The organism is Arthrobacter sp. NtRootA1, assembly GCF_019976975.1.
In the GTDB taxonomy this organism is placed as follows: domain Bacteria; phylum Actinomycetota; class Actinomycetes; order Actinomycetales; family Micrococcaceae; genus Arthrobacter; species Arthrobacter aromaticivorans.
This window is the reverse complement of sequence record NZ_AP024630.1, coordinates 4775474-4801510: the sequence shown is the minus strand read 5'-3', so window position 1 is coordinate 4801510 and position 26037 is coordinate 4775474. Positions and strand designations below refer to the sequence as shown.

The window sequence follows — 26037 nt, the reverse complement described above, 5'->3', positions numbered from 1 at the left end:
AAGGCTACAGCAGTTCCTTGAACACGTCCCACCCCGTGCCGATGGGACCATAGGGGCCGTACATGCCTGTGGTTGAAGCGCCGGTGGCATAGGTGACGAGGTCGCCATTTGGGTCAACGGCGACGAGGTCGTTGTACTTCGTGTGGCTGGAGCTGCCAAGTCCGGCCACTTCGGAGAACGTTTCCCAACCAGTGCCGAGCCAGACAGGTTCCTCCCAGCCGCCTTCGCCGTCAGTGGGGTATTGGCGCAGATAGCCATATTGGTCGCGCCCGAAAATATCTACGCCACCGTCGGCGTTCATATCTCCGCCGGTGATGATCTTGTTCATGACCTGCCAGCCCCACCCAACCTGTTCCCGGGGAAGCCAGCCGCCTTCGCCGTCGCCGGGGTAGAGGAACAGACCGCCTGCGGCATCGCGTGCCAGCACATCGTTGGTGCCGTCGCCATTGAAGTCGCCCGGGCCCACGATGGCGTCGAAGATGGCCCACCTTGGCCCACCTGTTCCCGGGGAAGCCAGCCACCTTCACCGTCGCCGGGGTACAGGAAGAGCTTTCCGGCAGCGTCCCTGCCCAGGAGGTCGTTGCACCCATCGCCGTCAAAGTCGCCGGGGGAAAAGACAATGTCAAAAACATTCCACCCTTGGCCTACCTGGCGGGGTTCGTCCCAGGAACGCCGGTACGCCGGGCAGGGACCCTCGCAGGCGCCCTTGTCGTAGGTGTACGTCCGCGGGTAAAGGATGAGTCTGCCATCGTAGGTGCGGGCAAGGGGTTCAAAGTTGCCGCGCCCGGTCCAGCCCATGGCCCTGCTGGACGCCTTGACGGGCTGCGTTTCGCTGCTCAGCTGCGTGCCAGTTGGGCAACCCTGGTTCCCTGGCGTGAGGGGATGAACGCGCATGGAGATACGGCTGCCCATGTCTTCCGGCAAGATCCGCAGAGTGTCTCCTTGCCGTTCCTCCGGGAGCGGCTCGCCGTCGCGGAGCCATTCCAAAGTGATGGCTTCAGAGGTGCCGTCCGGGTTCCGGCAACCCCAATAGTTGTAGTCGTACTGTCGGCGGAGCTCCGCACCTACGTACGGGACGCCGTCGATGACGGGTGTTGGCTGGGAGTCCGCCGTAGCGGGCCCGGTCCCGGCCACCGTGGCTGCCAGAGCCACTGCAGCAGCACTGACAAACGTCCAAGCCCGCGCTCGATTTATCCCCATTGTTCCCCCAGGAAGCAAAGCGATGGTGCATAGGTTTGTGCTGAGGCTACCGTATTGCGTTGGTTCAGTCAGGGGGTGGCTGCGGCCATCATGAAGACGTCGACAGGATCCTCGGACTCCAGCACGAAGCCATGGCGTTCATAAAGTCGCCGGGCGGGGCTTCCTTGCAGTACGTCCAGGCGGAAGGGCCTCTCGTCCACGGACGCTGCCATGACATGTCGGAGTACGGCACCCCCGAGTCCTATACCCTGATGTGCCGGGGCCACGTAGAAGTGTTCAATCCACCGCGCATCCGGCTCCGGGCGGACGGCAATGACCCCGGCATCCACACCGCCCGTATGGATCACGTAGGTGTGCTCCGGCTGGAAGCTGTTGAGGAAGCGCTCGCGGACACGGACGGGATCGAATCGCCCCAGCCGTTCCAAATCCGGACGCATCACCACCGCGCGGAGCTCGGCGATCCACGCGGCGTCGGAAGCTACACAGGGACGGAGGACGAAGTCAGCCATGCGAACAAGCCTATGGTGCGTTGGCTGCCGGTGTATTCGTCGACGGTAATGTTTCCGGATCAAGCCGGGACGGCGCCGGCGAAATGTTCGGGCGGGTTCTTGGTGTGATTAGGCCTCGGGGATGACCATGGCAAAACGCTCTTCCCTGGCTATGTCCGGGTCCGGGCCGTTGCGGTTGCCCGTGTCGAGGGCGTCGATGGCTGCGAGTTCTTCAGCGCTGAGTTCAAAGTTGAACACGTCGAAGTTCTCGGCGATGCGTGACGGGTTGGTTGACTTCGGAATGGCGGAGCGGCCCTGTTGCAGGTGCCAGCGCAGCATGACCTGAGCCGGGCTCTTGCTGTGTGCCTGCGCAATGCCGGCAAGCGTGGGATCGTCCATGACGTTCTTTCGTTCCTCGCCCCACCCCGGGTAGAACGTGATCCCGCCGATCGGTGACCACGCCTGTGTCAGGATGCCGTGTTCGGCATCAGCAGCCTGAACGTTCGGCTGGGTGAAGTACGGGTGCAGTTCAATCTGGTTCACCGCAGGAACAACGTCGGTGGCCGCGAGAAGCTCCTTCAGGTGGTGCGGCATGAAGTTGCTGACACCGATCGCGCGGACGCGGCCATCAGCAAGCAATGCCTCCAGGGCTTTGTACGCAGCGATGGTTTTCTCGAACCTGTCTGGAGCCGGCTGGTGCAGAATGAGTAGGTCCAAGGACTCTACGCCGAGCTTTCCCACAGCCTTGTCCCATGCGTGCAAGGTCTGCTCGTAGCCATAGTCGCTGACCCAGACCTTTGTTTCGATGAAGACCTCCGACCTGTCCAGGCCGGACTTGCGGATGCCTTCACCTACCTCGCGCTCATTACCGTAGGCTGCGGCAGTGTCGATGTGCCGGTAGCCAGTGGCAAGCGCGGCCTCCACTGCCGCCGTCGTTTCCTTCGGGGCGCTTTGAAAGACGCCCAGGCCAAGTGCCGGCATGACGACGCCGTTATTGAGTGTGATGTTCATGTTTCCTGTTCCTGTCGTTGCGTGTGGACGGTGGACGGGCACTTTCTGCGCTTCACCGGTGGGCGTATTTCCAGTCAACACCGGGCACTGATTCCGTGGGAGTGCATGCCATTACCCCCATGCAGTGGGGCTCTGAAAGTTCCGGGTAACGGCAGACCCTCCCTCGCCGGGGAGCCGCAGCGTAGCGTGGAGGCCATGACACACAGCGATGATGTGCGGAAATTCCTGACCTCCCGCCGAGCAAGGATCACCCATGAGGAGGCCGGGCTTCCCGCGTACGGCGGCAACCGGCGGGTTGCGGGGCTGCGCCGCGAGGAAGTCGCGATGCTCGCCGGGATGAGTATCGATTACTACATCCGCCTTGAGCGGGGAAACCTTTCCGGCGCCTCGGACAGTGTCCTTGAAGCACTTGGCCGAGCATTGAAGCTCGACGAGGCCGAGACCGCCCACCTTTATGATTTGGCCCGTGCTGCCACCGCAGCTCCTCGGGTGCGGCGCAAGCGCAGCCCGCAGACAGTGAGGCCCAGTGTCCAGCGCGTCATTGACGCCATCACCGCTGCGCCGGCCTGGGTACGCAACGACCGCGGGGATGTCCTGGCCTCCAACGAGCTGGGCAACGCCCTGTACATGGATTTGATGGCCGAAGAAACCAAGCCGCCCAACAGTGCACGCTTCACGTTCCTGAATCCCAAAGCCCGGGAGTTCTTCGCCGACTGGGAACGGGCAGCTGATGACATAGTCGCGGTTCTGCGCTCCACCGCGGGGAAAAATCCCTACGACAAGGACCTCACGGACCTGATCGGTGAACTCTCCACCCGCAGCGAAGAGTTCCGCACACGCTGGGCCCGGCACGATGTGAAGTATCACCGCACTGGGCGCAAACGGCTTCACCACCCGGTGGTGGGGGACCTGGATCTCACCTTTGAAGCCCTTGAGCTGCCCGCAGACCCGGGGCTGAGGATCAACGTCTATACCGCCGACCCTAACACCACCTCAGAGGACGCCTTGAAAGTCCTCGCCAGCTGGGTAGCGACGCAACGCGAAACTACGGAAGCTGCAGTTAACGAGAAGAAATGAACCTTCACTGACCGTCCACGGTGCTGACCATTGTTCGACGCCCCAGCACCACCGCCCGAACCATAGGATGAAACGGACGAAAGGTGCAGCACACGATGGTCACACGCGAAGAAGTAGAGGCAGCATACTCACGGACGGCAGGCTGGGTACGGCACACACCGGTGGCTGAAAGCGGCAACCAGGAGCCGTATCACCTCTGGTTCAAGTGCGAGTACATGCAGCACACCGGAACGTTCAAGGCCCGGGGCGCGTTCAATCGATTGCTCACGGCGCGGGAGAATGGCGAACTGAACCCAGAGGTTGGCATTGTGGTGGCGTCCGGTGGGAACGCTGGCCTGGCCAACGCCTACGCGGCTTCGAAGCTGGGCGTTCCCGCTACGGTATTCGTCCCCGAGTCCGCACCTGCCAACAAGGTCCACAAGTTGTACGCCATCGGGGCCAGCGTGGTCCAAGGAGGCTCTGAGTATGCCGAGGCCTACGCTGCAGCCGTGAAGTTCGCCGAGGAAACAGGCGCGGTCTATTGCCACGCCTATGACCAGCCCGAGATTGTGGCCGGCGCAGGCGGCGTTGGCCTGGAACTGCTGGACGAATTGCCCGACGTCGATACCATCCTGGTTGCTGTAGGCGGGGGCGGGTTGATGGGTGGCATTGCCGCGGCCGTTGAAGGCCGGGCACATGTGGTGGGCGTCGAGCCTGAGACGGTTCCCACGCTGCACACCGCCTTGGCCAAGGGAGAGCCGGTGGATGTGGCAGTTTCCGGAATCGCCGCGGATTCCCTGGGGGCCCGGCGCATCGGGGAGATCGGATTCGGTGTTGCGCGTCGCACGGGTGTGCAGAGCGTGCTGGTCAGCGACGAGGACATCGTCCAGGCCCGCCGCACGCTGTGGGAGGAGTACCGAATGGTGGTGGAGCATGGCGCGGCTGCAGCCTACGCCGCGCTGCTCTCCGGTGCGTACGTGCCCAAGGATGGTGAGACGGTCGCCGTCGTTCTCTGCGGCGCCAACACGGATCCAGCGCACTTCTAAAAGGGCGCGTGGATTCAGGGACGCGGCGAAAGTAGCCCCTGCGCGACGCAACTCACAGAAATAAGCCGGGGACCGCCGTCGTTGTCGCTAGAGTGCCCGCCAACCAACAGTGCGGGTGCCGCGAAACGTACCGAAAGGCATCCCCGTGACTGTTCCTCTTTCCATCCTGGACCTGGCAACCATCGGAAAGGGCCAGACCGTGGCGGAAAGCCTCGCCGGCAGCGTTGCCATGGCGCAGAAGGCCGAAGAGCTGGGCTATCGCCGGGTCTGGTACGCCGAGCACCACAACATGTCAGCCATCGCTTCCTCGGCCACGAGTGTGCTGATCGCGCACGTCGCCGCCCACACGAACACCATCCGGCTTGGGGCCGGCGGCGTCATGCTTCCCAACCACTCGCCGTTGACTATCGCCGAGCAGTTCGGCACCCTGGAGACCCTGCACCCGGGACGCATCGATCTAGGCCTTGGCCGCGCCCCGGGCAGTGACCAGAACACCATGCGTGCGCTTCGCCGCGACCATACGTCCTCGGATGCTTTCCCGCAGGATGTCCTGGAACTGCAGGGCTACCTCACCGGACCTACTCGTATCCAGGGTGTCGAAGCGACCCCGGGAAAGGGCACCAACGTGCCGCTGTACATCCTGGGTTCCTCGCTGTTTGGGGCACAGCTGGCTGCGCAGCTTGGTCTGCCCTACGCGTTCGCTTCGCACTTCGCGCCTGCCGCCTTGCAGGATGCCGTGGCTATTTACCGCAGGGACTTCAAGCCCTCGGAACAGCTGTCCGAACCGCACGTGATCGCAGGGGTTAACGTCACTGCAGCGGACAGCAATGCCGAGGCCCAGGCGATCCATCTCGCCGTGAAGCGTGCCCGTGTCTCGCTGTTCTTTGGCGGCGGCCGGCAGTTCACGGATGACGAAGCGGATATGGTGCTGGATTCCCCGCAAGGCCAGCACATTTCCCAAATGATGAAGTACTCCGCCGTCGGTACGCCGGACGTTGTGCGCGACTACCTTGACGAGTTCGCCAAGCACTCCGATGCGGACGAACTCATCGTCGCCCACCAGAGCATTGGCACCCAGGAACGCCTGCGCTCGGTGGAACTGGTTGCCGAAGTTGCGGGGCTTGTGAGGGCGTAGGCGCCGGCCTCGAAAATAAATTCGAAAGCTTTACGCATTTGCAATGATTTAGGCATGACGCCGAAACTCCACAGGCGGAGACTATAGCTATCCGCAGTGGAAGGATCCGCTATGCCCACGCCCTTAAATCAATCAGCCGCAGACTCGGCGCTGCTGATGAACTCGCTGCCGCTTGGCCTGCTCCGGACCTTGCTCCGGACGGACGCGCAGCAGGGCATCACGCCGCAGCTGATGGCGGAGCTTAGGGCCATTGCCCGCGTCCCGGGTTTGCTGGTGGCGTGCAACTATGGCGGCACTCTCTGTTCAGCTGAAGGAACCTCCACCGAGACCTTGCCGTTGGATAGCGCAGCCGTTGCACTCCGGGCGCTCGCAGCCCTTCCCAACACGCATACGGCCATCATCTCGGGCCGGTCCTTGCGCGACCTTGCTGCAGTGTCCAGGTTGCCGGCGGAAGTTCATTTGGTGGGATCCCACGGCGTTGAGTTCGATATGGGCTATGCGTACACACTGTCCCTGGCCAAGGAAACCCTGCTTCAGCAGGTAGCCACGGCATTGACTGAAGCGGTCGCTTTTGAGAAGGGCATCAGCATCGTCCGCAAGCCGGTGGGCGTTGCTGTCCACACCCGGCCCGCGACGCCGGAAGTGGTGGAACGCGTCATCTTCCGGTCCCAGCAGATTGCCATTGAGTACGGGCTCTATTTCATCATCGACGGCTCCGTGCTGGACCTTACCGTTGAGGAACCGGCCAAGGGCCAGGCCCTGGAGCAGCTTCGCTCGCGCCTGGGTGTGAGCGCTGCCCTTTACGCGGGCGACGCCGAAAGCGACGAAAAGGCGCTCGCCACTTTGCGCGGCCCTGACCTTGGTCTTCACGTCGGGCCCGAGAGTACGACGGCGGCACACACCATTCCGGATCCGGAAGCCTTTGCACGTGTGCTGGCTTTGTTGTTCGAACTGCGGCGGGCGTGGCTGTTCGGCGAGGACGCCGTGGGGCTGGAGCGGCATTCGATGATCGGCAACGGCACGTCAACGGCGTTGCTCACCCCTGACGCCAAGGTTTGCTGGATGACCCACCCCTTGCCGGACTCGGGGTCCCTGTTTGCGCATATCCTGGGCGGTGAACCGGCGGGCCACTTCAGCATCGAACCTGTCAAGCGTTCGCAAGTACTCGCCCAGCGCTATGTGGACAACACCATGATCGTGGAGACCCGTTGGGCCGACGTCACCGTGACGGACTATCTTGAGCCCGCACCTGAAGGCATCACCAGCCTGGTCCGTGTTCTGTCCGGCACGGGTACGGCCCGGATAGTGTTCGCGCCCCGGCCGGACTATGCCACTGCGCCCTTCAGTATGGAGATCCGTGGCGAGGAAGTCCACATCATGGGCACCTCCGATCCCATCATCCTCTCGGCGCCAGGGGTTGCCTTCCAGATCACCAGCGACGGCAGGTACGCCACGGCCACCGCTGAAGTGCCGCTGCAATATGGTCCTGTGGTGCTGAACCTGCGCTGCGGTGACACAGAGCCGCCACCCGCGGACCCGGTTGGAGAGCCGGCGCGGCGTGCCGCCGTCGGGCAGTCTGCGCGGGAGTGGGTCAAGACGCTGCAGCTGCCCACCATCAAGACCTCACTGGTGCGGCGCTCTGCGCTGGTTCTGAGGTCGCTGGTGCATGAGCCCACGGGTGCTGTCCTTGCGGCACCAACTACGTCCCTGCCGGAGGGAATCGGCGGGACGCGCAACTGGGATTACCGGTATTGCTGGCTGCGGGACGGTTCCATGACCGTTAATTCCTTGGTGAGCTTGGGCTCTACGGACGAGGCCGACGGGTTCCTCCGCTGGCTTGGCCGCATCCTGGAAACTGCGCCCGGGCCGGAGTGGCTCCACCCGCTGTACTCGGTGACCGGTGCTCCACTGTCCACGGAAGCGATCGTCGAGAGCCTTCCAGGCTATGCCGGTTCGCGTCCGGTGAGGATCGGGAACGCGGCCGACCACCAGGTGCAGTTGGACGTCTTTGGCCCGATAGCCGAGCTGATTCACGATCTTGGCGAGCGGCGCGGGTACCTGCCGGATGACCACTGGTTCCTGATGGAGCAGATGGCCCACGCCGTCATTGCCCGCTGGCACGAGCCAGACCACGGAATCTGGGAAGCGCGTAGACCACCACGGCACCACGTATACACCAAGGTCATGTGTTGGGTAACGCTGGACCGGGCCTTGCGAACCGCTGCTTTGCATGGTCGTGTGGCGCACGAGGACTGGGCGCCGACAGCTGCCAGGATCCGGAAGGAAGTCCTACGGCGGGGCTGGGACGAGTCCGCGCAGTCCTACACCGTGGCCTATGACAGCCCTGATCTGGATGCCGCAGTGCTGCATATCGGCTTGTCCGGCCTGCTGGATGTCCAGGACCAGCGGTTCCTGGATACCGTAACGGCCGTTGAGCGCGAACTGCGTGTGGGTCCCACCGTCTTTAGGTACAGGTACGACGACGGCCTGCCGGGTTTGGAGGGCGGCTTCCACATCTGCACCACCTGGCTGATCGAGGCGTACCTTGCTGTTGGACGCCTGGACGATGCTCTGGAGCTGTTCAACCAACTGGTGGCTTTGTTTGGTCCTACTGGCCTGCTACCGGAGGAATACGATCCTGCCTCGGAAACGCACCTGGGTAATCACCCGCAGGCATACTCCCACCTGGGCTTCATCCGGTGTGCACAGCTCCTTGACCATTATCTGGCCAGCGCTGACGTCGAGTAGTCCAACTGAGTCGCAATTGAGCGCGTTTTGAGCGCCCAAAACGCGCACAAATGCGACCTAGTTGGGGGAGGCGGTGCAATCAGGTGAGCAGCAGCGCCACGGCGATCATCGCTGGCACGGCGACGATGGTCGTGATGAGCACGGTGTCCTTGGCAACGGTGACGCCGGCGCGGTAGCGGGTGGCGGCGACGAACACGTTCTGGGCCGTCGGGAGCGCCGCGGTCACCACCACGGCGAAGAGGGCATGCCCGTCCATCCCCAAGGCAAAGCGGGCAAACACATAAGCGATTGAAGGGTGCACGAACAGCTTGAACCCGCTGGCCAGCAGCGTGTCCAGGCGCCGTCCGGTGTCCTTCTGCAAAGGCCTTGATCCGTTCAGGCTCATGCCGAACGCCATGAGCATGGCCGGAATCGCGGCGCCGCCAATCAGGTGGATGGGTTCCAGAATGAGCGTAGGTACCTGGAAACCAGTTCCTGCCACCAGAAGTCCAAGCCCCGAGCCTACGATCATCGGGTTTTTCACGATCATGAGCAGGAACCGCAGGGGAGTTGTGCGGTGGGTGCTGGTGCTGGCATCGAGCGCCATCAAGTACATCGGCGTGAAGAACGCCAGCTGGAAGATCAGCAGCGGCGCCACATAGCTCGCGTCGCCCAGGACAAAGACGGCGATCGGGATACCCAGGTTCGCCGAGTTGGCCAGGGAAGCACTCATCGATGACATCAGGGCTTCGGGCATGGTGCGCTTGAGCCAGAACTTCACTATCAGGAAGAACAACAGACCAGTGATGATGGCCCCCACCGCAGTGACCAGCAGTGGGGCGGCAAATACCTCGTGCAGCTTGGCCTTGCTCAGGGTTTCGAAGAGTAGCGCCGGGCTTGCGACGAAGAACGTCAACGAGCTCAGGACCGAGCGGGCGTTCTCACCCAGGATTTCGCGACGCCCAACGAACATGCCCACCAGGATGATGGCCCACACCACGAAGAACCCGGACAGGACGCCGATCATGAGGGCGTGCGGGCGGGGAGGTGTTGGGTCACGAACAACAGCTTAGGCATAAATACGATCTGAGTAAGCGTTTTCTCGGAAAAGTTCCGTCATGCGGACGGCTGAGTAATCGTGCTGTACAAACGCGCTCGACGTCGGCACTCAGGTGAGTGCCGACGTCGAGCATTAGTTTTTTCCCGGCTTTCCCGGCGTTCCGTTCACGGATTCCAGAGCGGCGATCAGTCGCTCCACCTGATTGACGGCGGACTTGATCCGGGCGGGGTCGCCAATGGTGAGGAATTGAATCATGAGGCCGTCAAGGGCGGCGAAGATGGCCAGGGATGCTTCGTTGCCCGTATCCAGCCCGCGGCGTGTCAAGGCCTCTTCAACGGTGTTGACATAGTTGGCGTAGAGGCGCTCCACCATCGCACGGATCTGGGGGTTACGCCTAGATTCGAGGATCATTTCGAACTGGAACAACTGGAGTTCAGGTTCGGCAGAGACTGTAGCGATGAGTGTATCGGCGAAGTTGCCGTCGAAGTCCGCGATTCCCGACAACCCGGTTTCCTCAATGGACCGCTGGACTGACCATTCCATCGTGGCGGCCAGGAGGCCTTCCATGGAGCCGAAGTGGTGCGTGATCAGCGCGTGGTTGACGCCGGCGCGGGTCGCGACGGACCTGTAGGTCGCCCCACGCAGGCCTTTCTCCGCTACGACGTCAAGCACGGCAGCCAAAAGGGCGTCCCGACCGTCTCCGTAGGGCAACTTCCGCGCTTCCTGGCTCATATAGCGAGTCTAGCCGTGGAGAAATTCTGGAACGGAACCCGTTGACACTTCAAACTATACAAACGTATAGTTTGAAGTGTGGCCCGGATCACCCGTCGCCAAGAGCAGCTTCAGCCCCACCGCCCCGGCATTCGTCCACGGGCCGCAGGGCTCCCCATCCCTCCGCAGTGGCGATGATGCCAGTGCATTTTGGAAAGAACAGCCTCATGAACGAATCCAGTAAGACCTCGGCCCCAGCTGGTCTCAAAGATGCCGGTCCCTCGGCCGGCGCCGTCCGGCTCAGGGCGAACAAGCTAGGCGTCGTTGCCGTAGCCTTCTTCGCCATTGCGGCCGCAGCCCCCATGGCCGCTGTTGTGGGAGCCAGTCCCGTCATCTTCTCCGCGAGCGGGCCCGGAACTCCGGTTGTGTATGTCATAGCAGCTCTTTTGGTTGCGCTGTTTTCGGTGGGATACCTGAGAATGAGCCAGCACATCACCAACGCAGGCGGATTTGTTGCCTACATCGCGAAAGGCTTGGGCAACAAGTGGGCCACGGGTGGCGCGGGAATCGCAATCCTTACCTATCTCAGCCTCCAGATCGGGTTGTGGTCCCAGTTCGGTGTGTTTGCCCAGCAACTCGTGGAAAGCCTCACGGGTGTGGGACTGCCGGTCTACTTTTGGATCGTCGCTGTCCTGGCGCTCACCACTGTGCTCACCATGAAAGGCGTGGACGCCAGCTTGAAGGTGCTGGGAGTGCTCATCCTTGGCGAAACGCTGGTGGTGGCCGCGCTTGTTGCCTCTTTGATTGCGCAAAAGGGGTTGGGGATCTTTACGTTCGCCGGGTTTACGGGTGAGAACATCTTCGGGCCCGGCCTGGGGATCTCATTGCTGTTCGCCTTTGCCTGCTTTACCAGCTTCGAAGCCACGGTGGTCTTCGCCGAAGAAGCCAGGAATCCGCGGCGAACCATCCCGCGGGCCGCCTACCTCGTCATTGCCTTCATCGGCGTCTTCTATATGTTGTCCACATGGGCCATCAGCGGAGCGGTGGGTATTGACGGGATCCAGGCCATCGCCACGGCAAATCCGTCCGGGATGATCTTCGACCTCGCCGAATCCAGCGCAGGTGCCTGGCTGAGCCTCGCCATGCAGGTCTTAGTGGTCACGAGCTTCATCGCGATGCTCCTGGGCTTGTCCAACATGTTCTCCCGGTACCTCTTTGCGCTCGGCAGGTCCGGCGCACTCCCGGCCAGGCTGTCCTCCGTTTCCGCGACCGGGGCGCCCGCCTTTGCCGGCCTGGTCAATTCCTTGGTTGTCCTGGCAGTGATTAGTGCCTTCCTGCTGGCCGGTGCGGACCCGATCGCCACCGTCTTCGCCTGGTTTGTGGCGCTGGGAACAGCAGGTTTCATCTCAATCCTGCTGCTGACCTCCGCTGCGGTCCTGCTGTACTTCGCCAGATCAGGGATCCGGGACAACATCTGGGTCACAGTGATCGCACCCGCACTGTCCCTCGTGGCGTTTGTTGTGGTGGGGTACCTCACCTTGGACAACTATGACGTCCTACTCGGAGGCGCAGGAGGGGTGGCCCGCTGGCTCCTCCTGGGCATCCCGCTCATATTCATGGCGGGGCTGATCCGGGGAACCCAAAAACCCACCATCAACTACGCCGCAGAAATCGTCTGAGCTGAATGCCTTGAGCTTCTCTACATCAACAAAAGGACCAAACCCATGACCACCACTGAACTGCAGGACTACGTCCCCGAGGAAGAATGGCCCCCGGTCTCCACCATGCTGGACGGCTTCGGGGCTCAGACCCTGCCTGCTTCACCTGCACTGGCCGCCACAATTGTTTCCTTCCAGGCAGCTGACGGCACCCCCAGCGAGTACAACTTCCTCACCCCGTCAACCCTCACCTGGACCGAGGGCACGGCCAGCGGGACCGCTGCCTATAAGGCGATTGAAGCCCGCCCGGGAATTTTCATCATCGATTTCGTTCGCGGCAAAGACGCCGACGCCGAAAATGTCACCGTTATCTTTGACCAATCCACAGGAGCCATCACCGCTGCCGTCTCCGGATTTGTCCGCTCGGACGGGAAAGTCCGGGGTCATACCGACTTCACACATTCCAACACCAGCGGCCAGCCCACAGTGCACCAACGATCGGCGGACCTCGTAGGAAAACGCATCTTCTATCGCTACAGCGACATCGAATCGTACGAGCACATCTACCTGAATCAGGGAACGTTCACGTGGCACTGTGTCCGGGGAGGGGAAGCAGGGCTCGCTGATACGGACCGCTGCATGACTTGGGCAGTGGCGGAGGATCTCTACATCTTTTTCTGGACCGAACAGGTGATGACTGTTGAAGCGGTGCTCTTGATCGATCTGCGCGAGCAGCGCTCCATCGGGCGGATGTTCGGCTGGGACAATCCCTCCGCTGAACCAGTTACTTTGCCGTTCAACTCCAGGCTCACGGTCCTGAACACCACGAGCTACCCGCAGGACACCCACAAACACTGATACCCCACACATAGCTTGTGGAGGTCCACCTCCGCGCAACAACCACCACCACAGAGGAGCAGCACCATGTCCCAGGTCTTCCATGCCCGCCTTGACCACGCCGCCTTTGAACCGTTTGCACTCGGTACTGTTCAATGGCTTCGGCGTCCAGGTGACAACGGCAATGAGGCGCTTAGCGGCGGCATCTGGAAAGTCACCCCTGAGGAAGCACCGGAACCGTTCGACCTTCCGATTGACCAGGATGAAACCATTTACATCGTGTCCGGTCATCTCCGCATCGAGGTCAAGGGCGCGACCACCCTTGAGCTGAAGGAAGGGTCCATGGCCTCGCTGTCCAAGGGGGCAATGACCCGCTGGAGTGTCTTGGAACCGACCGTTGAATTCTTCGTCTACAGCTGAAGAACGGGGCACAGTGGAAACCTCCGACGTCATTGTTATTGGGGCTGGTTTCGCCGGTCTCACAGCAGCAAGGGAGCTGTCCCGCAGCGGACACCGCACCATACTGCTGGAGGCGAAAGACCGCATCGCCGGACGGACCCACCTGGCGGAGCACCTTGGCCGGGACCTGGAACTCGGTGGCACCTGGGTGCACTGGACCCAGCCTTTTGTCTGGGCGGCAATGGGCCGGTATGGCATCAAGGCCCTGCCCGGGCCGGAATTCACCCAGGCTTCCTGGACCGTAAACGGACAGAGGCATCAAGGCACCGCAGAAAGCTTGCTGGAATTGCTGGATGGTCCGAATCGAATGCTCCTTGCTGCGGCCCGGCGCTATTTTCCCCTTCCGTGGTCACCTCTGGATAACCCTGATGTGGCGGATATCGACGAGCTCACACTCTCGGAAGCAATCGACCGATTGGATCTCCCCGAGGACCAGCGCCAGCTGCTGAGGTCTTTCTGGACGTTGAATTTCAACGGCAAGCTGGACCAAGCGGCGTACTCCCAGGCATTGCGCTGGTGCGCCGTGGCAAGTGGGGACTGGAAGCTGATGTTCGAGGCGTGCGCTAGCTTCAAGATCGACGGCGGCACCCGCCGCCTCGCCGAAGCGATCCTTGCGGACTCAACAGCCGAGCTGCGGCTGAATCAGGTGGTGTGTTCCATCAAACAGGATGACAAGGGAGTCCTTGTGACTACTGTCGCGGGCAAGCAATACACGGCCCGTCAGCTCATTCTCGCGCTACCGCTCAGCGTGCTCAACCACATTGATATCCAACCCCCGCTGTCGCGCGGGAAGAAGGAGGCGGCAGCAAGGGGACAGGCGGGCTTGGGCGCAAAACTGTGGATCAGGGTGCAAGGCCGGCAGGAGAGGTTCGTCGCGTTCGGTCCTGAGACAGCCGCCCTGAACTTCGTCCAAGCCGAGTACATCGACCATGACACCACCACCCTGGTCTGCTTCGGGCCCGACGCCGGGGCCGTGGACCTCACCGACGCCGCCGCAGCACAACGTCACCTTGACGCCATTGTCCCGGGGTTGAAAGTGCTCGATGTGGCCGGACACGACTGGGTGGCCGACGAATATGCCCGCTCCACCTGGCCCATGCACTACACGGGGTACCTGACCCGGTCCCTGGCGGAACTCCAGCGGCCGGAGGGAAGAATCCGCCTCGCGGGATCTGACTTCGCCAACGGCTGGGGAGGGTTCATCGACGGTGCCATCGAGAGCGGCTTTGACGCAGCCCGCGAAGCAGCATCCGCCCTTGGCAACGACGCGAGGTCACCCTTCCAAGCTCCTGTCGTTGTCTAAAACAACCCGAAACGCGCTCGACGTCGGCACTCTGGTGAGTGCCGACGTCGAGGTTTGGCTTTTGGCCGGGTTAACTGAGGTGCGCTGCGTTGCTCAGCGCGTGCGGCGGGCGCATAAGCCCGGGGGTGTGGCCTTCGGCGGGGTCGTTGCCGAGCTGAAGGATCTGGTTGTCCTTACCAACGTGCACAACCTTGGGTTCGTAGGCCCGGGCCTCTTCAGTGGTCATCTCCGCATAGGTGATGAGGATGACGACATCCCCTACATGAACCTGGTGGGCAGCCGCGCCGTTGATCCCGATGACGCCGGAACCGCGCTCGCCGGCGATGGTGTAGGTTTCCAGCCGGGCACCATTGGTGACGTCCACGATGGAGACGAGTTCGCCCGGAAGGATGTCAGCCGCGTCCAGCAGGTCAAGGTCGACAGTGACCGAGCCGACGTAGTGAAGATCGGCATGGGTCACCGTTGCGCGGTGGATCTTGGACTTGAACATTGTGCGGATCATAATGCGATCAGTTTAGCGCGGCACCCTCATCCGGCGCTGTGACGTACCAGACGCCTCTGGTTTTTGCCGCCGCCCATCGATACTGTTTGACGATCGGGGTCGGATGCTCAGATCCGCGACGCAGGAAGCCGGGGGGATTCATGGGTTCAAGTAAAGGGCTTTTCCGCGCGCCGAACATCCGTGTGGGCGTAGCCGCCGTGGTCATGGCATTTGTGATGGTGACAGGATTCATACCCGCAGCCAACGCGGAGCCCGTGGCCTTCCCACAAGCCCTGGCCCCAGGCAGCGCCGTTCCGACGGCGACCCTCGAGCCGCCGTCCAGCATTGCCGTACCTGCCCGATCCATTGCGTTCAACGGCGACGGGTCGCGTGCCTTCGTGGCGGGCCGCGATAAGTTCCACGCGATCGACGTTGCCAGCGACACCGTCGTTGCGAGTGTGGACGTTCCCGGCGCAGGTGACATGGTCCTCTCACGGGACGAAACGACCGCTTTCGTAGCTGCCGGCATTGGTATTCCGAACGTGACGATCATTGACGTGGCTTCGATGCGGGTCACTGGTGCGGTACCCATGGAAAAAGCCGGGAAATTGGCTGTTTCGCCGGACGGCGCCACCGTGTACGTGTCGGACGAATCCCTATCGGCCGGCTCCGTGGTTGTCATTGACGTCGCTGCCAGGAAAATCAAAACGGTGTTGCCGGTGGGGTCGGGCCCCGGCAGGCCAGTCATCGTAGCCGATGGCGCGAAAGTCTATGTCCCGAACTTGTTTGATGACACCGTCACCGTCATCAACGCTGCAACGAACACGGTCAGCAAAACTGTCCCGGTCCCCGTGGGGGTTTACGGCGGAGCCTTGTCGGCGGACGGATCCCGGGTCTACTTCACCTTCAGCAGTACCCAGGAAAGCGGTCTTTCCGTGATGTCCGTTGCTACCGACGCGTTGGTCGGGACCATTAGAACGACGAGTGAGCCGTCCCTGCCCGCACTGACTCCCGACGGCAAAACCGGCTACGCGGTGGATCAGGAACCCGGCAGATACGTCAACGGTCGCTTCGAAGCTGGCGCCTATTTCGTGGTCACGTTGGACCTCGTTAACAACACCTCCACGGCACTCGAGAACGGGTACGTAGGGCGGGACAAGCCCGTAGTGCGGGTCAGTGTGGATGGCACCCGGCTCTACATAGTGGGAACCTTTGCCGTGGTCAGGGCCTTGCCTTCGCAGAAATTCCTGGGAACGGAGTTCATGGGTGAGAATCCCGAGAATTTCATCCTCGAGCCGGGCGGAAGCAAAGGCTACGGGACGTTCATCGACGGAAACAGGATCTTGGTTCTCCGCGCCCCGGTCATTGAACATATCCGCAAGGACTACAACTCGGACGGCGCCACCGACGTCCTGGCCAGGGACGGGAACGGTGCGTTGTGGCTCTACCCTGGCAACGCCAACACAGGCTGGCTCCCACGCAAGCAGGTGGGCTCCGGCTGGAACGTCATGAACCTCATCGCCACCCCGGGGGACTTCAACGGCGACCACTTTCCGGACATCCTGGCGCGCGACGGTGTCGGCGACCTCTGGCTGTACCCCGGAAACGGGGCCTCGGACTGGCTGCCCCGGTCCAAGGTGGGTACGGGCTGGAACTCGATGACCGCCGTCGTCACCCCCGGAGATTTCAACTTCGATGGCAAGACGGACATAGTCGCCCGTGACGGTGCCGGTGATTTGTGGCTTTATCCCGGCGACGGCACCGGCGGCTGGCTGCCCCGTACCAGGATCGGCACGGGGTGGAACGAGATGACGGCGATCCTCGGTCCGGGCAATACTAATGAAGCCGGCAATGACATCCTCGCCCGGGATCGCGCAGGCACCCTTTGGCTTTACCAACGGACCACAGCCGGGGAATGGCGCAGCAGGATGCTGGTGGGGATCGAGTGGAACGGGATGACCGCAATGGTGACCCCAGGGGACTTCGACAGCGACGACCAGCCAGACCTCCTGGCCCGCGACGGCACCGGAAATCTCTGGCTGTATCCCGGGAGGCCATCGGGCGGATACCTGCCCCGAGTGCTGGTGGGGGTTGGCTGGAACGTCATGACGGTCATCGCCTGACCATTCGTTACACCAGCGCCCCTGCCGGTTCGTAACGCTCCAGCTCTGTTCCCGCCGCCACCTGGGCACGCAGTTCCTTGAGCCCACCGGTCACCACTCCTGCCGCGCGGGCCTGAACCAGGACGTTGCCCTGCGCCGTCGCCTCAATGGGCCCGGCGATCACGGGCTTCCCAGTGGCGTCCGCTGTCAGTTGGCATAGGAGCCGGTTCTGCGAACCGCCGCCCACAATGTGCACCACGCTGGTGCTGCGGCCGGTGAGCCGCTCGGCGTCGGCCAATGTGCGGGCGTAACCGGCGGCGAGGCTGTCCATGATGCAACGCACGACGGCGGCAGGCCGGTCCGCAAGCACGGAACCTGTGTTCCGCACGGCTGCGCGAATGCGGTCCGGCATGTTGTCCGGAGCTGTGAAGGCCGGGTCGTCGGCGTTGATTCGTGGACCGTCGGCGGAAAGAGCGGCGGCCGCGTTCAGCAGCGAGGTCAGCGATTGGCTGAACCCTTGCGCCGCCCAAGCACGTTGGCACTCGCTGAGCAGCCAGAGCCCGCCGACATTCCGCAGGTACCGGATGGTGCTGTCCACGCCGCGTTCGTTGGTGAAGTTGGCCTTACGGCTTGCTTCGCTGAGCACGGGAGCGTCCAGCTCCACCCCCACCAGGGACCACGTTCCCGAGGAAATGTAGGCGAAATCCGGCACTTCAGCGGGGACAGCCGCGACAGCCGAAGCGGTGTCATGCGAACCCACTGCCACCACTACCGTGTCCGAGGGCAGCCCTGTTTGCTCAAGCACCGAGGGCAGCAGCGTGCCCACGGTTTCGCCGGGTTGGATGAGCGGAGGGAAGATGTCTCCCGGCAGGCCCAGTGCGTCGAGGAACTCGGTGGCCCACTCTCCCGTCTCAGCATTGAAGAGCCCTGTGGTGGAGGCGTTTGTAGCCTCCGTCCGGCGTTCTCCCGTGAGCAGGAAGGCGATCAGGTCCGGGATGAGGAGAGCCTGCAAACCATCCAGCTTTGGTTCCGCTGCCAGCTGGTACAGCGTGTTGAACTGCAGGTATTGCAAACCCGTTGTGGCATATAACTTCTCCGGGGAGATCGCAGAGTGCACGCGTTCCACCGTCGCCCGGCTGCGCTCGTCCCTATAGCTGTACGGTTGCGTGGTGAGTTCACCGGCGTCGTTCACCAGGCCATAGTCCACTGCCCAAGTGTCGATGCCAATGCTGAGGATGCGCTCACCATTCCCACTCGCGACGGCAGCGGCGGCGGACAAGCCATTGAGTACCTCCGCGAAGAGGGCGTCGAAGTCCCAGCGGAGGCCGCCGTCGAGCTCTACAACTCCGTTGGGGAAGCGGTGGATGGTCTCGAGGGCCACACCCGAAGTGGGCGAGACGCGGCCCAGCATGACGCGACCGGAAGAGGCGCCAATATCCACTGCCGCGAAGACTGCTTTGCTGTTCGCGGTGGTTCCTTTGACCATCTGGCAGCCCTAGCGCAGGAAGGCGGCAGCAACGCCCGCGTCCACGGGGATGTGCAGGCCGGTGGTGTGGGACAGCTCATTGCTGGTGAGCACGGAGACGGCGTTGGCAACGTGTTCCGGCAGCACCTCCCGCTTCAGCAGTGTGCGCTGGGCATAGTACTTGCCCAGTTCCTGCTCGTCCACACCGTAAACCGCTGCGCGTTTGGCGCCCCAGCCGCCGGCGAAGATGCCGGAGCCACGGACCACGCCGTCGGGGTTGATGCCGTTGACGCGCACGCCGAACTCGCCCAGTTCAGCAGCGAGCAGGCGGACCTGGTGGGCTTGGTCGGCTTTGGTGGCGGAGTAGGCGATGTTGTTCGGACCGGCGAACACGGAGTTCTTGGAGGAGATGTAGATGATGTCTCCGCCCATGCCCTGGTCGATCATGACCTTGGCCGCGGCCTTGGACACCAGGAACGAGCCCTTGGCCATGACGTTGTGCTGGAGGTCCCAGTCCTTCTCGGTGGTTTCGAGCAACGGCTTGGAGATGGACAGGCCAGCGTTGTTGACCACCAGGTCCAAGCCCCCGAACGCGAGCACGGCTTCCTGGATCGCGGCTGCGATCTGGGCTTCGTTGGTTACGTCAGCCTGGACGCCGATGGCGACGTCGGATCCGCCCAGTTCCGCGGCTACAGCCTGGGCGTTCTCAAGGTTCAGGTCGGCAATCACTACGCACGCGCCGTCGGCCGCCAAACGGGTGGCGATCGCCTTGCCAATGCCCGACGCCGCGCCGGTCACCAGTGCGATGCGGGTGGCGTGGGACTTGGGCTTGGGCATGCGGGCGAGCTTGGCTTCTTCCAGTGCCCAGTACTCGATGCGGAATTTCTCGGATTCCTCGATCGGGGCGTAGGTGGAGATGGCCTCGGCGCCGCGCATCACGTTGATGGCGTTGATGTAGAACTCGCCGGCAACGCGTGCGGTCTGCTTGTCCTTGCCGAAGGAGAACATGCCGACGCCGGGGATGAGCACGATCGCCGGGTCGGCTCCGCGCAATGCGGGTGAATCTGAGTCGGCGTGGCGGTCGTAGTAGGCCTGGTAATCCTGACGGTATTCGGCGTGGAGTTCCTTCAACCGGTTCACCGCATCTTCGATTGACGCGTCCGCGGGAAGGTCCAGGATCAGGGGCTTGACCTTGGTGCGCAGGAAATGGTCCGGGCAGGAGGTGCCGAGCGCGCCGAGCCGCGGGTGCTCGGAGGATTCAAGGAAGTCAAGCACGACGGCGTCATCACTGAAGTGCCCCAGTTGCGGTTTGTCCGTGGAGGCCAGGCCGCGGATTACAGGGGCCAGGGCTGCCGCTTTGGCGCGGCGTTCGTTCTCGGGGAGGGCGCCGTAACCCGGCAGGGCGGGACCGAAAGGCTCGGCCTTGCCGTTCTCCGCGATGAACTTCTCTGCCTGGTCGATGATCCACAGCGAGTTGGCCTCAGCCTCTTCGCTGGTGGCACCCCACGCCGTGATGCCGTGCCCGCCAAGAATGGTGCCGATGGCCTGCGGGTTTGCTTCCTTGATCGCGGCGATGTCCAAGCCCAGCTGGAAACCGGGGCGACGCCAGGGAACCCACACAACTTTGTCCCCGAATACCTTTGACGTCAGCGCCTCGCCGTCCACCGCCGTCGCAATCGCGATGCCCGAGTCGGGGTGCAGGTGGTCAACATGCGCAGCGTCCACCAGGCCGTGCATGGCGGTATCGATCGAGGGAGCCGCGCCGCCCTTGCCGTGCAGGCAGTAATCGAACGCGGCCACCATTTCGTCTTCACGCTCGACGCCGGGGTAAACGGACTTCAGTGCCTGCAACCGGTCCAGCCGGAGTACAGCGAGGTTCTCCGCCTTCAGCGTGCCGAGGTCGCCGCCGGAGCCCTTGACCCACAGCAGCTGGACGTCCTGGCCGGTGACAGGGTCCTTCTCGACCCCCTTGGCGGAGGTGTTGCCGCCGGCGAAGTTGGTGTTCCGCTTGTCCGCGCCGAGGCGGTTGGAACGGGTGATCAGGTCTTCAACAGTTTTGTTGGTTTCATGCGTGGTCATGCTTATGCGCCCCATCCGGCTTGCTGGCCGCCAGCGCGGTCCTCGTTGATCTTCTTCTGGTAGCCGCTGGCCTTGTAGGCAGCGATCGGGTCGGCGGGCAGGCCGCGGGATTCACGCCACTCGGCCAGGACCGGGCGGACATCGGTGTAGAAGGCATCGTTGAAAATGCCGTTTGCGGCCAGGACATCCCCGGCTCGCTGTGCCTCGGACAGTGCGGCAGTATCCACGAGCAGTGCGCGGGCCGTCATTTCCTGGACGTTCAGGACCGAGCGGATCTGACCCGGGATCTTCTCTTCCAGGTTGTGGCACTGGTCCAGCATCAGGGCAACGCCTGAATCCTTGCCGAAGCCGCCGCCGCGGATCACTTCGTGCATGATGCGGAACAGCTGGAACGGATCGGCTGCGCCAACAATGAGATCGTCATCGGCGTAGAAGCGGGAGTTGAAGTCGAAGGATCCCAGCTTGCCCAGGCGCAGCAGCTGCATCACGATGAACTCGATGTTGGTCCCTGGAGCGTGGTGGCCGGTGTCGAGGCAAACGAACGCCTTATCGCCCAGGGCAAGGGTCTGCGCGTAGGAGGTGCCCCAGTCCGGAACATCGGTGTGGTAGAAAGCCGGCTCGAAGAACTTGTACTCCAACACCAGGCGCTGTTCATCACCGAGGGCCGCGTAGATCTCCTGAAGGGATTCCGCGAGGCGGTCCTGCCGGCCGCGCATATCGTCCTGGCCGGGGTAGTTGGTGCCATCGGCCAACCAGATCTTCAGGTCCCTTGATCCGGTGGCATGCATGATCTGGATGCACTCAAGGTGGTGGTCGATCGCACGGCGGCGCACGGACTCGTTGGAGGACGTCAGGGAACCGAATTTGTACTCGTCGTCCTGAAACGTGTTGGAGTTGATGGTGCCCAGTCCAACGCCCAGACCTTCTGCAAACGACCGCAGCGCAGAGTAGTCATCAACCTTGTCCCAAGGAATGTGCAGGGCGACTGTGGGCGCAAGGCCTGTCAGCTCGTGGACCTTGGCGGCGTCGGCGATCTTTTCCTGGACGGTGCGCGGGGTACCGGGTGTGCCGAAGACCTTGAACCGTGTCCCCGAATTTCCGTAGGCCCAGGACGGCACTTCAATGGCCAGTTCTCCCAGGCGGCCCAGGGCCGACTCTGTGGCGGCCGACTCTGTGGTGTTCATGCTTGTTCCTTCTGGTGTCCGGTGGTGGTGTTTGTATGTACTGGGGCGGCGGAGTTTGTGACGCCGTTCGCGGCGGCCAACTGGTCCTCAAGATTGAAAACTTCTTCGACGATTTCGAATCCCTGGTCCGGAGGAAGGTCGCCGTTCGAGAACAGGGTTGCCATCTCGGCCTGCCAGCGGGCGTTGACGTCCGTTAGTGCCATGCGGGCTTGGACCGCCTGGTAGTCATCGCATTCCAGGTATCCGATCAGCTGGCCATCGGAAGCCAGGAAGAGGGAGTAGTTGTTCCATCCCGCGTCCTTGAGGGCGTGCAGCATCTCCGGCCAAACGGCTGCATGCCGGCGCTTGTATTCGTCCATCAACTCCGGCTGGACGGAAGAGCGGAAACAGACCCTCATGTGCGGTTCTCCAGGTCACTCGTCTTTGAATCGTTTCATTTGTTACGATTCAAATTACCCTCGCAAGAAGGAGGGTGTCAAGGCGTTTCCTGCATATCGATGACAACCAGCGGAGATTGGAAAGCATGTCCCAGACAGCGAGCATCAAAGACGTTGCCACCCACGCACAAGTAGCCGTGGGAACTGTTTCCAACGTGCTGAATTATCCGGACCGCGTATCGCAACGGACCAAGGAACGCGTCCTCAAATCCATCGCCGAACTCGGTTTCGTCCGGAACGACGCCGCCCGTCAACTCCGGGCAGGGCAGAGCCGGACCATCGGATTGATCGTGCTGGACGTGGGCAACCCGTTCTTCTCCTCGGTTGCTCGTGCCGCAGAAGATGCGGCTACAGCTCTGGGTAGCGTGGTGTTGGTGGGGGACAGCGGCCAGGATGCTTCCCGTGAAGCGCACTACATGGACCTGTTCCAGGAACAGCGTGTCCAGGGTCTGCTGATCTCGCCTGTAGGGGACGTTGCGGATCGGATCGATACGCTGCGCGAACGTGGCGTGCCAACTGTCCTGGTGGACCAACTCGCCGATACCGACCGGTGCAGCTCAGTTTCGGTGGATGACCAAGAAGGCGGATATCTTGCCGCCCGGCACCTGCTGGACACGGGCCGCCGTCGTCTGGCTTTTGTTGGCACCCCATCAATTCGCCAGGTAGCCAACCGACTCAGCGGCGCGCAACGGGCAGTCGCAGAAGCAGCAGGAGCGACGATTGAGGTCCTGGACTCCGCAGGTCAGACCGTCCTTGCCGGGCGCCAAGTGGGCAACGACCTGGTGGAGCGGGCGCCAGGCGAAAGGCCGGAAGCCGTGTTCTGTTCCAACGACCTCCTGGCGCTCGGCGTTATGCAGTCGTTGACCATGCTCCGGACAGTTAAAATCCCTGAGGACATTGCCCTTATTGGTTACGACGACATCGACTTCGCCGTCTCCGCCGTGGTGCCTTTGTCATCCATCCGCCAGCCCACGGAGGCCTTGGGTCGCACGGCGATCGAGTTGCTGGCGGAGGAGCAGGAAAGCGGCGGAACCAAACACCGGGCCGTGGTGTTCACGCCGGAGCTCGTGGTGCGCCAAAGCACGGCCGGCTCACCCAACTGAGTCGCAGTAGTGCGCGTTTTGAAGGCTCATAACGCGCACTAATGCGACTCAGTTGGGTGCCGCGGGACGTTACAGCGCGTAGATGGTCCAGGACGCGCTATGCGATGCGCCGGGTTCCAGCTGGATCAGGTCCGTACCACTGTTGAACGAGTCGGGCGGGCAGGTCATCGGTTCCACGGCCAGGCCCAGGCGGTTAGGGAGTGGTGCCGGCTTGTCTGCCGTGTGGATCTGCAGCCACGGGCAGCTTTCGTCCCAGGACATCCCGACGCCGGTACCCGCCGGGTCGCGCAGGGAAAGCCGCGCCAGCCCGCCGTCGAAGGTAATTCCGGTGAAGGCGTGGTCGATCTCGGTGCCCCCAAGAGAGCGCGGGGTCCGGAAATCGAAAGCGTGGCCCTCAACTGTCACAACACCAACGGGCAGCAGCCTGTCAGGGGTTACCTCAAGGAAGCTATCCGCAGCAAAGTCGAGGACCCACTGATCCAGAGGCGAAGAACCAGCCACGAGATAAGGGTGCGGGCACACTCCGTACGGTGCCGGTGCGTCACCAGCGTTGCGGGCAGTTACCCGTGTGTGCAGCCCGGCGTCGTCCAGCACGTACCGGGCCGAAAGCTCCAGTGCGAACGGATAACCCGTGCTCGGCCCCAAGGTGCACGTCAAGGTCAGCGAACCGGCGTCGGACTCCTTCAGGGTCCAGTCGAGCGGGAAGGCGAGGCCGTGCAATGATGTGCCCCGGTCCTGTTCGTTGACGGGCAGGTGATGCACCGTGCCATCGAAGCGGTAGGTACCGTCGGCAATCCGGTTGGGCCACGGCGCCGCGATGATTCCCCGGTAATCCGGGATTGCTTCGCCAGCCGCAAAGGGAACCACGAGGTCGCGGCCCTGATACTGCAAGACTCGCAAGGCAGCCGCGCGGGCGGTCACAACAGCCGTGTAACCGCCCGCGCTCAGGCTAAATTCGGTGCTCACAGGCCGCCGGCCAGCTTGTAGTAAGCGGCGTTCCAGTTCAGTTCTTTCTTGAACTGCTTGATGGTGGTGTCCTCGTCGATGGTCAGGAGTTCAGTCTTGGCGATTTCGGCGAAGTCCTCGAATACCTCTAGGCCCACCTGCGTGGACAGGACCGTGTGGTGGGCGGCGCCGGCAGTGAGCCAGGCTGCGGCCGACGTGGCGAAGTTGGGCTTGGGCTCCCACAGTGCGCGGGCCACCGGGAGGTTGGGCAGTGGCTGGTCGAGATCCACGACGTCCACCACGTTCGCGACCAGGCGGAACCGATCGCGCATGTCCGAGAGAGCGACCACAATCCCGGGACCGGCGTCCGTATCGAACACCATGCGTACGGGGTCTTCCTTGCCACCAATGCCCAGCGGGTGGATCTCCACACGCGGCTTCTTGGCGGTCAAGGACGGGCAAACCTCGAGCATGTGCGCGCCAAGGATCTTCTCCGAGCCCGGCTCGAGGTGGTAGGTGTAGTCCTCCATGAGCGAAGCCCCGCCGGGTAGGCCCGCGCCCATGACCTTGGCGGCGCGAACCAGGATGGCGGTCTTCCAGTCGCCCTCGGCGCCAAAGCCGTAGCCGTCGGCCATGAGCCGCTGAACGGCCATGCCGGGGAGCTGGCGGAGTTCGCCCAGGTCCTCGAACGACGTCGTAAACGCGGCTGATCCGTTCGCTTCCAGGAAGCTGCGAAGACCGAGTTCGATCCTCGCGCTGTAGCGCAGCGATTCGTGGCGCGCGCCGTCTTTTTGCAGTTCCGGAACCACCTCGTAAAGGCGCTCATACTCGGCAACCAGGGCGTCGACGTCGGACTCCGCCGCGCCGTGAACAGCATCGGCGAGCTCGTTCACGGACCAGGTGTTGACCGAGACGCCGAAGCGGAGCTCGGCTTCGGTCTTGTCGCCTTCGGTGACGGCGACGTTGCGCATGTTGTCACCGAAACGGGTCAGCTTCAGCGTCCGCACAGCGGCCCAACCGGCCGATGCACGCTGCCAAGCGCCCACCTGGCGGGCGATCTCAGGATTGCTGACATGCCCGACGACGGTCTTCCGCGGCACGCCGAGGCGCGACTGGATATACCCGAATTCGCGGTCGCCGTGGGCTGCCTGGTTCAGGTTCATGAAGTCGAAATCGATATCGGCCCAGGGCAAATCACGGTTGGCCTGCGTGTGCAGGTGCAGGAGCGGCTTGCGCAGGGCGTCCAGGCCCTGGATCCACATCTTGGCCGGGCTGAACGTGTGCATCCAGGCGGTCACGCCGATCACGGAGTCGTTGGAGTTTGCTTCCAGCGCGGTGCGTCGGATGGCGTCGGAATCCGTGAGGACCGGCTTCCAGACGAGTTTGACCGGCACGTCCGAGGAATCGTTGAGGGCGTTGGCAATCTCCTGCGATTGCGAGGCGACCTGCTTGAGGACATCTTCGCCGTAGAGGTGCTGGCTGCCGGTGAGGAACCAGACCTCGTACTGATCAAGGGACGTGTTGTTGGCGCTGGGCATGTTGATGGCTCC

At 62.8% G+C, this 26037-nt stretch carries 23 protein-coding genes; 10 read left to right on the top strand and 13 right to left on the bottom strand.

What is annotated here, in order from left to right; translation table 11 throughout:
• Positions 1–4: 4 nt before the first annotated feature.
• The 4 genes from LDN90_RS24310 to LDN90_RS21865 form a co-directional block, all read right to left on the bottom strand.
• Positions 5–427, bottom strand: a complete 423-nt coding sequence (locus LDN90_RS24310; protein ID WP_346346996.1) for a hypothetical protein — start codon at positions 425–427, stop codon at positions 5–7.
• On the bottom strand, positions 325–1152 hold the full coding sequence (locus tag LDN90_RS21875) for a VCBS repeat-containing protein (protein ID WP_346346995.1): 828 nt from the start codon (positions 1150–1152) through the stop codon (positions 325–327). The genes LDN90_RS24310 and LDN90_RS21875 overlap by 103 nt, the downstream gene beginning before the upstream one ends.
• A 116-nt stretch (positions 1153–1268) precedes the next feature.
• Complete coding sequence (locus LDN90_RS21870; protein ID WP_223947113.1) at positions 1269–1709, bottom strand: GNAT family N-acetyltransferase; 441 nt, start codon at positions 1707–1709, stop codon at positions 1269–1271.
• 108 nt (positions 1710–1817) lie between these two features.
• Entirely contained in the window at positions 1818–2699 is an 882-nt protein-coding gene (locus tag LDN90_RS21865; protein ID WP_223947112.1) for an aldo/keto reductase, read from the bottom strand.
• Positions 2700–2894: 195 nt separating this feature from the next.
• On the opposite strand from LDN90_RS21865, the gene LDN90_RS21860 reads away from it, so the two are divergent.
• From LDN90_RS21860 to LDN90_RS21845, 4 genes are all read left to right on the top strand, one after another.
• Positions 2895–3776, top strand: a complete 882-nt coding sequence (locus tag LDN90_RS21860; protein ID WP_223947111.1) for a helix-turn-helix transcriptional regulator — start codon at positions 2895–2897, stop codon at positions 3774–3776.
• Between the two features lie 95 nt (positions 3777–3871).
• Positions 3872–4801 (top strand): threonine/serine dehydratase, encoded by a 930-nt coding sequence (locus tag LDN90_RS21855; protein ID WP_223947110.1) that lies wholly within the window; start codon positions 3872–3874, stop codon positions 4799–4801.
• Between the two features lie 145 nt (positions 4802–4946).
• Positions 4947–5936: an LLM class flavin-dependent oxidoreductase gene (locus LDN90_RS21850; RefSeq protein WP_216927067.1), complete on the top strand. Its 990-nt coding sequence runs from the start codon at positions 4947–4949 to the stop codon at positions 5934–5936.
• 111 nt (positions 5937–6047) lie between these two features.
• Positions 6048–8684 carry a trehalase-like domain-containing protein gene (locus LDN90_RS21845; RefSeq protein WP_223947109.1) on the top strand — a complete coding sequence of 879 codons (2637 nt, stop codon included), beginning with the start codon at positions 6048–6050 and terminating at the stop codon, positions 8682–8684.
• Between the two features lie 79 nt (positions 8685–8763).
• Here the strand turns inward: LDN90_RS21845 and LDN90_RS21840 are convergent, their stop codons facing one another.
• Together LDN90_RS21840 and LDN90_RS21835 are read right to left on the bottom strand one after the other, a co-directional pair.
• Positions 8764–9690, bottom strand: coding sequence for an AEC family transporter (locus LDN90_RS21840; RefSeq protein ID WP_216927069.1), 927 nt, complete (start codon positions 9688–9690; stop codon positions 8764–8766).
• A gap of 165 nt (positions 9691–9855) precedes the next feature.
• The gene (locus LDN90_RS21835) at positions 9856–10455 is read right to left on the bottom strand and encodes a TetR family transcriptional regulator (RefSeq protein ID WP_223947108.1); all 600 of its coding nucleotides are present in this window, start codon (positions 10453–10455) and stop codon (positions 9856–9858) included.
• Positions 10456–10661: 206 nt separating this feature from the next.
• On the opposite strand from LDN90_RS21835, the gene LDN90_RS21830 reads away from it, so the two are divergent.
• The 4 genes from LDN90_RS21830 (at position 10662) to LDN90_RS21815 (ending at position 14691) form a co-directional block, all read left to right on the top strand.
• Positions 10662–12113, top strand: coding sequence for an APC family permease (locus LDN90_RS21830; protein WP_223947107.1), 1452 nt, complete (start codon positions 10662–10664; stop codon positions 12111–12113).
• A gap of 45 nt (positions 12114–12158) precedes the next feature.
• Positions 12159–12950, top strand: a complete 792-nt coding sequence (locus LDN90_RS21825; protein ID WP_223947106.1) for a MoaF C-terminal domain-containing protein — start codon at positions 12159–12161, stop codon at positions 12948–12950.
• Between the two features lie 66 nt (positions 12951–13016).
• Complete coding sequence (locus LDN90_RS21820; RefSeq protein WP_223947105.1) at positions 13017–13349, top strand: cupin domain-containing protein; 333 nt, start codon at positions 13017–13019, stop codon at positions 13347–13349.
• Between the two features lie 13 nt (positions 13350–13362).
• On the top strand, positions 13363–14691 hold the full coding sequence (locus LDN90_RS21815) for an NAD(P)/FAD-dependent oxidoreductase (protein ID WP_223947104.1): 1329 nt from the start codon (positions 13363–13365) through the stop codon (positions 14689–14691).
• 70 nt (positions 14692–14761) lie between these two features.
• On the opposite strand, the gene panD is transcribed toward LDN90_RS21815, so the two are convergent.
• Entirely contained in the window at positions 14762–15193 is a 432-nt protein-coding gene (gene panD, locus LDN90_RS21810; protein WP_216927071.1) for an aspartate 1-decarboxylase, read from the bottom strand.
• A gap of 140 nt (positions 15194–15333) precedes the next feature.
• Here panD and LDN90_RS21805 point away from each other — a divergent pair, with 140 nt between their 5' ends.
• Entirely contained in the window at positions 15334–17295 is a 1962-nt protein-coding gene (locus LDN90_RS21805) for an FG-GAP-like repeat-containing protein (RefSeq protein WP_223947103.1), read from the top strand.
• A 7-nt stretch (positions 17296–17302) separates the two neighbouring features.
• On the opposite strand, the gene LDN90_RS21800 is transcribed toward LDN90_RS21805, so the two are convergent.
• The 4 genes from LDN90_RS21800 to LDN90_RS21785 are packed head-to-tail and all read right to left on the bottom strand — an operon-like array spanning position 17303 to position 22400.
• Entirely contained in the window at positions 17303–18760 is a 1458-nt protein-coding gene (locus LDN90_RS21800; protein ID WP_223947102.1) for a rhamnulokinase family protein, read from the bottom strand.
• Positions 18761–18769: 9 nt separating this feature from the next.
• Positions 18770–20833, bottom strand: a complete 2064-nt coding sequence (locus LDN90_RS21795; RefSeq protein WP_223947101.1) for a bifunctional aldolase/short-chain dehydrogenase — start codon at positions 20831–20833, stop codon at positions 18770–18772.
• Positions 20821–22002, bottom strand: a complete 1182-nt coding sequence (rhaI, locus tag LDN90_RS21790) for an L-rhamnose isomerase (RefSeq protein ID WP_223947100.1) — start codon at positions 22000–22002, stop codon at positions 20821–20823. Before rhaI ends, LDN90_RS21795 begins: the two co-directional genes overlap by 13 nt.
• Entirely contained in the window at positions 21999–22400 is a 402-nt protein-coding gene (locus LDN90_RS21785; RefSeq protein WP_223947099.1) for an L-rhamnose mutarotase, read from the bottom strand. Before LDN90_RS21785 ends, rhaI begins: the two co-directional genes overlap by 4 nt.
• A gap of 125 nt (positions 22401–22525) precedes the next feature.
• On the opposite strand from LDN90_RS21785, the gene LDN90_RS21780 reads away from it, so the two are divergent.
• Positions 22526–23542: a LacI family DNA-binding transcriptional regulator gene (locus LDN90_RS21780; RefSeq protein ID WP_216927086.1), complete on the top strand. Its 1017-nt coding sequence runs from the start codon at positions 22526–22528 to the stop codon at positions 23540–23542.
• Positions 23543–23611: 69 nt separating this feature from the next.
• Here the strand turns inward: LDN90_RS21780 and LDN90_RS21775 are convergent, their stop codons facing one another.
• Positions 23612–24508 carry an aldose 1-epimerase family protein gene (locus tag LDN90_RS21775; protein ID WP_223947098.1) on the bottom strand — a complete coding sequence of 299 codons (897 nt, stop codon included), beginning with the start codon at positions 24506–24508 and terminating at the stop codon, positions 23612–23614.
• Positions 24505–26025 (bottom strand): L-arabinose isomerase, encoded by a 1521-nt coding sequence (gene araA, locus LDN90_RS21770; RefSeq protein WP_216927090.1) that lies wholly within the window; start codon positions 26023–26025, stop codon positions 24505–24507. The genes LDN90_RS21775 and araA overlap by 4 nt, the downstream gene beginning before the upstream one ends.
• Between the last annotated feature and the right edge of the window lie 12 nt (positions 26026–26037).